The organism is Thermoflexibacter ruber (genome assembly GCF_900113045.1).
Classification (GTDB): domain Bacteria; phylum Bacteroidota; class Bacteroidia; order Cytophagales; family Thermoflexibacteraceae; genus Thermoflexibacter; species Thermoflexibacter ruber.
On record NZ_FONY01000041.1, the window covers coordinates 39936 to 46075 of the forward strand.

Below are 6140 nucleotides of genomic sequence, written 5' to 3' on the forward strand. Positions count from 1 at the left end.
ATATGAAAAATAGAATTATCGCTAAATACCTGATTGAAACTGCTCACCCTGTCGAGAAAGCTGTAGCAGTGCTTGCAGGCGAGCAGAGCAGTGGCACTTTCGTAAAAGTTCCCGGTGAAACAGCCGAACTCACAGAAAAATACGGAGCTAAAGTAGAATCCATAGAAATCCTCGGTGAGAGTACCACCCCCTACCTAAACGATTCAAAACCTCCCAAAGGAGTTGCCCAAGCAATATTTCAAAAGGCAAGAATAGAAATTTCTTGGAATTATGACAACGTAGGGGCAAACTTGCCTACCCTTATGGCTACCGTAGCAGGAAATTTGTTTGAGCTTTCTCAATTCTCAGGCTTAAAACTTCTTGATATAGAACTTCCTCAGACTTATAAAGCACACTACTCGGGTCCTAAGTTTTCCATAGAAGGTACACAAAAATTAGCAGGAGTACATCAAAGACCTATCATCGGCACTATCATCAAGCCAAGCGTAGGGCTAAGTCCCGAGCAGAACGCAGAGCAAGTAAAAACTTTGATAGAAGGGGGAGTGGACTTCATCAAAGATGACGAACTTATGGCAGACCCTCCGCACTCCCCTTTTGAAAAAAGAGTACAATTAGCTATGTATCAGATTAATAAATACGCCGATGCCACAGGAAAAAAAGTGATGTACGCTTTTAACCTTAGTGGCGACTTGGACGATATGAAAAGAAGGCATGACATCGTACTCAAAAACGAAGGGACTTGCATCATGATGAGCTTGAATTGGGTAGGTATTTCCGCAGTGCATCAGATTTGCCAATTTACCCAACTTCCCGTACATGGACACAGAAACGGTTGGGGAATGTTTTATCGACCTGAGTTAATGGGAATGTCTTTTCCTGTGTATAAAAAAATATTTAGCTTAGCAGGTATAGACCACTTGCATACCAACGGATTGCGCAACAAGTTTTGCGAAAGCGATGAGTCTGTACTGAACTCGATTCGCGCTTGCCAAAGCGAAGCAGGAGGTTCTTACAAGGTTATGCCTGTTATCTCTTCTGGACAGTGGGCAGACCAAGCCGCAGATACTTATGCCAAAGTAGGCAATGCTGACCTGATGTATTTGTGTGGAGGAGGTATCACTGCACACCCCGACGGCATTAAAGCGGGGGTAGAAAGTATCCGCATTGCTTGGGAAGAAGGTATGAAAGGCAATCAACTGCAAGATATTGCTCATAAATACCCTGTTATTCAAAAGGCTTTGGCATTTTATGGAAAATAATATGAACATGCTGGATTTGACATTTTATGGAGATGATTTTACAGGCTCTACTGATGTCATGGAAGCCTTAGCCTTAGCACATGTACCTGTAGCTCTGTTTACTGAACCGCCTACCAAAGCACAAATTCACGATTTTCAGTTTAAAAATACCTTCTTTTCTATGCAAAAATTGCGTGCTGTCGGCGTAGCAGGTATCAGTCGCAGTCTGAACAGGGAACAGATGCAAGCAACCCTTCCCGCCATTTTTGAAAAATTAGCTGCACTGAACGCCAAATTTTTTCACTACAAGGTCTGTTCTACCTTTGACTCCTCGCCCGGTATTGGAAGCATTGGGCAAGCTATAGACATAGCCTCTGAATACTTTGAAAGTGAACTAATACCGCTTTTGGTAGGTATGCCCAAACTCAACCGCTTTGTCGTATTTGGCAATCTTTTCGCAAGAGTACAAGAAACTACTTACCGATTGGACAGACACCCAACTATGTCTAAGCACCCTATTACCCCTATGGACGAGAGCGATATTTTGTTACACCTTTCCAAACAAACAAAAAAAGAAGGCTTTTTAATAGATGTACTTCAATTGGAAGATAGGCAAAAAAACCTCACACAACTTTTGGACAAAGCAAAGTCAGCAGGTAAAAAAATTGTCTTGTTTGATACGCTTTCTCCTACACATCTAAACCTGATAGGCAAAGGGTTAAATGCTTATTTCCCTACATCTAATCAGTTAATCGTGGGTTCGTCAGCAGTAGCCACCGCTTTATTTCCTGAAAAAGAAAATGAAGCACAAAGAGCAAAAACTGCCATTGGAAAAGCCAAAAAAATGATAGCGATGTCAGGGAGTTGCTCTCCCGTAGCCGCCGAGCAGATTTTATACGCCCAACAAATTGGGTTTAAAACCATAGCTATAGATACAGTAAGGCTGTTAAATGAACAGGAAAGTGCCTCAGAACAAGAGCGTTTGATGCGTCTTGCCTCAGAAAGTAAAAATGATTATTTACCTATCATTTTTTACTCGGCATTAGGTCCGAATGACCCTTCTTTGCCTTTGGTTAAACAAATTCCTCACGGGCAAGAGAGGCTACCAATTTTATTAGGCAAACTTTTGAAAGACTTGGTTTTGCGTTACAAGCCAGACCGCGTCATCTCAGCAGGAGGCGATACCTCAGGCAAAATTACACGCCTGCTTGAAATAGATGCACTTGAGTTTTTGGCAGAGCTGACCGCAGGTTCTCCTTTCTGCCTTACTCATGCTCAGAGAAAAGAATTTGATAATCTTCAAATTGCATTAAAGGGAGGGCAAAACGGGAAAAAGTCATTTTACCAAGAGGCTTATGAAGGAGTAAAATATTAAACTATAAATACATTTGAAAATGAAAATCGCATTACTGGGTGCAGGCGGGAAAATGGGTTGCCGACTCACCGACAATTTTATTAAAGCAGGTACGAAAGAGGTGTATTACCTCGAAGTAAGCCAAGTAGGCAAAGAAAGACTTGCCCAAAGAGGAGTTACAGTTTCAGATGAGTCTGTTATTCCAGAGGCAGACGTAGTCATTCTTGCCCTGCCTGATATTCTCATCGGCAAAGTAGCTACTGAGCTACTGCCTAAGTTCAAGTCTGGTTGTATCGTCATTACCCTTGACCCTGCGGCGGCAGTAGGCGGACATCTGCCACAGCGAGAGGATATTGCCTATTTCATTACTCACCCTTGCCACCCCTCTGTATTTAACTGGGAAGAGGATAAAAAAGCCCATTATGATTATTTTGGAGGCATCGCTGCCAAGCAGTCTATCGTATGTGCTTTGTTGCAAGGCGAGGAGAAACACTATCAAATAGGCGAAGATTTGGCAAAGGTTTTTTATCAACCTGTGGAAAGGTCGCATCGCATTACCGCCGAGCAGATGGCACTGCTCGAACCCGGTTTGGCAGAAACTTTCTTGGGGGCAGTCATGGTAACTATCCGAGAAGCCTTAGAAGAAATCATAAAAAAAGGAGTACCCAGAGAAGCAGCTTTTGACTTTCTCATGGGACACATGAATATTGAATTGGCTCTTTGCTTTGACCAACTGCCGGGCGGAGTATTTTCTGATGCAGCATACAAGGCTATACACATCGGCAGACCTTTGATATTCAAGGAAGACTGGAAAAAAGTACTCGAGGTTGAGCATGTCAAATACCAAATTGGTGTAATGACTGACCCTAATGTTCCCGTTACTAAATTCTAATTCTTTCCAAAATGAAAACTTTAAAAGCTGGAAACTTAGATATTTTTTTAGACGAAACCCAACTCCGTTATATCCAATGCAATGGAGTGGAGATAGTCAGGGGAATTTACGCCGCAGTTCGCAATGAAAACTGGGATACTATTATTCCCAAAGTAGAAGTTGTTTCATTAAAAGAGGGAGAAGCTGCTTTCAAAATAGTATTAAATGCACTCTACCAGCAAGATGACATTCACTTTAAGGCAAGTTTGACCTATGAAGGCAAATCCAATAATGAAATAGAATGTATTTTTGAGGGAAAAGCATACAGTAATTTTAAAAAAAATAGAATTGGCTTTTGCGTGTTGCACCCATTGAGAGAGTGCGTAGGCAAAGAGATAATCATTAACGGTAGAGAGAAACAGACTTTCCCTGTCTTTATCTCTCCTCATCAGCCTTTTTCTAATGTGCAAAGCATGACTTGGTTTCCAATGGAAAATAGCCAAGCAGAACTATTTTTTGAAGGAGAAATTTTTGAAACTGAAGACCAAAGGAATTGGACTGATGCCTCCTACAAAACTTACTGCACACCTTTGAGCAAACCTTTTCCTGTATGGGTCACGGAAGGAGAAGAAATAAAGCAAAAAGTTGTTTTAAAATTACAAGTTTTTGATAATAAAGTATTTGCAGAAAAAAAAGCTCCTCACCTCCCCCAATTTCCTACAGAATTAGAGGAGATTCACACTTCCTTAGGTATGGGAATTTCAACGGACAAAGCCAATTTGAGCAAACAGGAAATTACATGGTTAAAAAGTACCAAAGTCGACCACCTAAGAGCGGATATTGAACTTTTTAATCTGAATTGGCAAGAGGAAATGAAAAGAGCAAGTGAACAAGCCAATACTTTGGGTTGGAAATTGGAGGCAGTGCTACATTTTAGCGAAAATTACAAGCAGGAAGCAAATGACTTTTTGAATCATACTCTTTCAATGTCAGCGAGTTATCATTCTATCTTATTGCTCAGATACCGTAAGGCTGGCTGGGAAACTACCGCTCAGCAATTTTTAGTTGATGCTTTTAGAAAGATTTTGCCTGAGGTAAAACTGGGTATTGGAACAGATGCTTATTTTGCAGAACTCAATAGAGCGAGTTTAGATATATCTAACATTGATTTTATAGGTTTTTCTATCAATCCCCAAGTTCATGCGTTTGATGACCTTTCGCTGATAGAAACCCTTGAAGCACAAAAAGATACTATCCTTACCGCTAAGCAGAAATATGGCAATATTCCCATTTATGTTCACTCAATTACGCTCAAACCAAGGTTCAATCCCAATGCCACTAATCCAAATGAAACAGGCTATCCTCAATCTGATGAGAGACAAAGCAGTGATTTTTGCTATCAATGGACAAAAGCAAGCATAGGCATCTTGCACAAAGCAGGAGCGGAATCTCTTACTTATTTTGAAACTGTAGGTCGGCGAGGAGTCATAGATGGCGAGAAATTTCCTGTTTTTGAGGCATTTTGCTAAAAACTATTTCGCCTCAAAAAGCAAGGGAAAAAACTTTCCTTCCATTTTTTGCCCTTTGGGAATAGGAGTTACACCTTCTAAAAGAGTATCATTGCTATCAGAGCAAACTCCATCTTTGAAAACATTGAGTACAAAAGCCCGTCTTGGTCGGTCAGTTCTATTCGCATACGAGCCGTGCATGAGTAATGGGTGGTGAAAAGCGGCGTATCCTTTTTTCAAAGGGATAGGAATGGGGCTGAACTGTGCCTTCTGTTCCTCTGTTAGGAAACGATAAATTCCATTCATATCTCCCGCTAACTCAGGCTTTTCTATCAGTCCCCAACGATGACTTTTGGGTACGTAGTACAAACAACCATTTTCCTCATCAGCATCATCTAAACCTACCCAACAAGTCAAGTGAGCCATAGGTTTTGTACGTGTCCAATATGAATAGTCTTGATGCCATGCCACCACGCCTCCATGCTTAGCAGGTTTGCAAAAAAGTTGGTCGTGCCAAAATCTTACGCTCCCTGCCAATAGCTGGCTGGCTGGTTTTACAAAAGCAGGATTCCACAAAACATCATGAAAACCTACAGAAATACGCCACGCTCCTAAGGCATGAAACAAGACATGGTCAGGCGAGGAGGATTCGTTGGTATGATACTCATAGAATAATTGATTTTTAGGGTGTTTAGGGTCAAAAAGTTCACTAAGTTCTTCTCGTAGCTTCTCTACTTGCGCTTCGTCAAGTAGCTTAATCCCAGCTAAATACCCATTTTCATGGAAAAAATCTACTTGTTCTTCGGTCAAGCTATACTTTTCCCAATCATTTGTACTTTCAAACATATCGCTGATGAGGGTGTGGACTTCTGCTAAGTCATACGGCAACGAGCTTATTGGCATCATGGTAAATCTAATTTTTATACCCAAACAAAATTGGTTTGCGAATTTATTTGAATGAAAAAGTACTATTATCAATCTTTTACACCAATGGGCTTGCAAAACCCGTCAGGTAAAATTAGGAAATATTCTTATATCCTTAAAAGACTATCAATATTTTTTTGCAAGCATATTATCACTTTCCCTATTGTACTTTTCCAAGAAGTTAATTGGATTATTAAAATATTTTCATGCTCTTAGTTTTCTTGCTATGTAATATATTATCTATT

At 40.6% G+C, this 6140-nt stretch carries 5 protein-coding genes; 4 read left to right on the top strand and 1 reads right to left on the bottom strand.

The window, feature by feature from the left end; all coding sequences use genetic code 11:
• Window positions 1-2 precede the first annotated feature (2 nt).
• From BM141_RS18430 to BM141_RS18445, 4 genes are read left to right on the top strand one after another with little or no spacing between them, the layout of a single operon-like run.
• Window positions 3-1259: a ribulose-bisphosphate carboxylase large subunit family protein gene (locus BM141_RS18430; RefSeq protein ID WP_091548945.1), complete on the top strand. Its 1257-nt coding sequence runs from the start codon at window positions 3-5 to the stop codon at window positions 1257-1259.
• Entirely contained in the window at window positions 1249-2613 is a 1365-nt protein-coding gene (locus BM141_RS18435; protein ID WP_091548946.1) for a four-carbon acid sugar kinase family protein, read from the top strand. Before BM141_RS18430 ends, BM141_RS18435 begins: the two co-directional genes overlap by 11 nt.
• Window positions 2614-2632: 19 nt before the next feature.
• Window positions 2633-3484: a phosphogluconate dehydrogenase C-terminal domain-containing protein gene (locus BM141_RS18440; RefSeq protein ID WP_091548947.1), complete on the top strand. Its 852-nt coding sequence runs from the start codon at window positions 2633-2635 to the stop codon at window positions 3482-3484.
• Between the two features lie 11 nt (window positions 3485-3495).
• Entirely contained in the window at window positions 3496-4992 is a 1497-nt protein-coding gene (locus BM141_RS18445; protein WP_091548948.1) for a D-apionate lactonase family protein, read from the top strand.
• A gap of 3 nt (window positions 4993-4995) precedes the next feature.
• On the opposite strand, the gene BM141_RS18450 is transcribed toward BM141_RS18445, so the two are convergent.
• Window positions 4996-5877, bottom strand: coding sequence for a phytanoyl-CoA dioxygenase family protein (locus tag BM141_RS18450; RefSeq protein ID WP_245764109.1), 882 nt, complete (start codon window positions 5875-5877; stop codon window positions 4996-4998).
• Window positions 5878-6140 lie beyond the last annotated feature (263 nt).

Coding starts and splice junctions, on each gene's coding strand:
- BM141_RS18445 (WP_091548948.1), top strand. CDS start 3,496: ATGAAAACTTTAAAAGCTGGAAACTTAGATATTTTTTTAGACGAAACC.
- BM141_RS18435 (WP_091548946.1), top strand. CDS start 1,249: ATGGAAAATAATATGAACATGCTGGATTTGACATTTTATGGAGATGAT.
- BM141_RS18430 (WP_091548945.1), top strand. CDS start 3: ATGAAAAATAGAATTATCGCTAAATACCTGATTGAAACTGCTCACCCT.
- BM141_RS18440 (WP_091548947.1), top strand. CDS start 2,633: ATGAAAATCGCATTACTGGGTGCAGGCGGGAAAATGGGTTGCCGACTC.
- BM141_RS18450 (WP_245764109.1), bottom strand. CDS start 5,877: ATGATGCCAATAAGCTCGTTGCCGTATGACTTAGCAGAAGTCCACACC.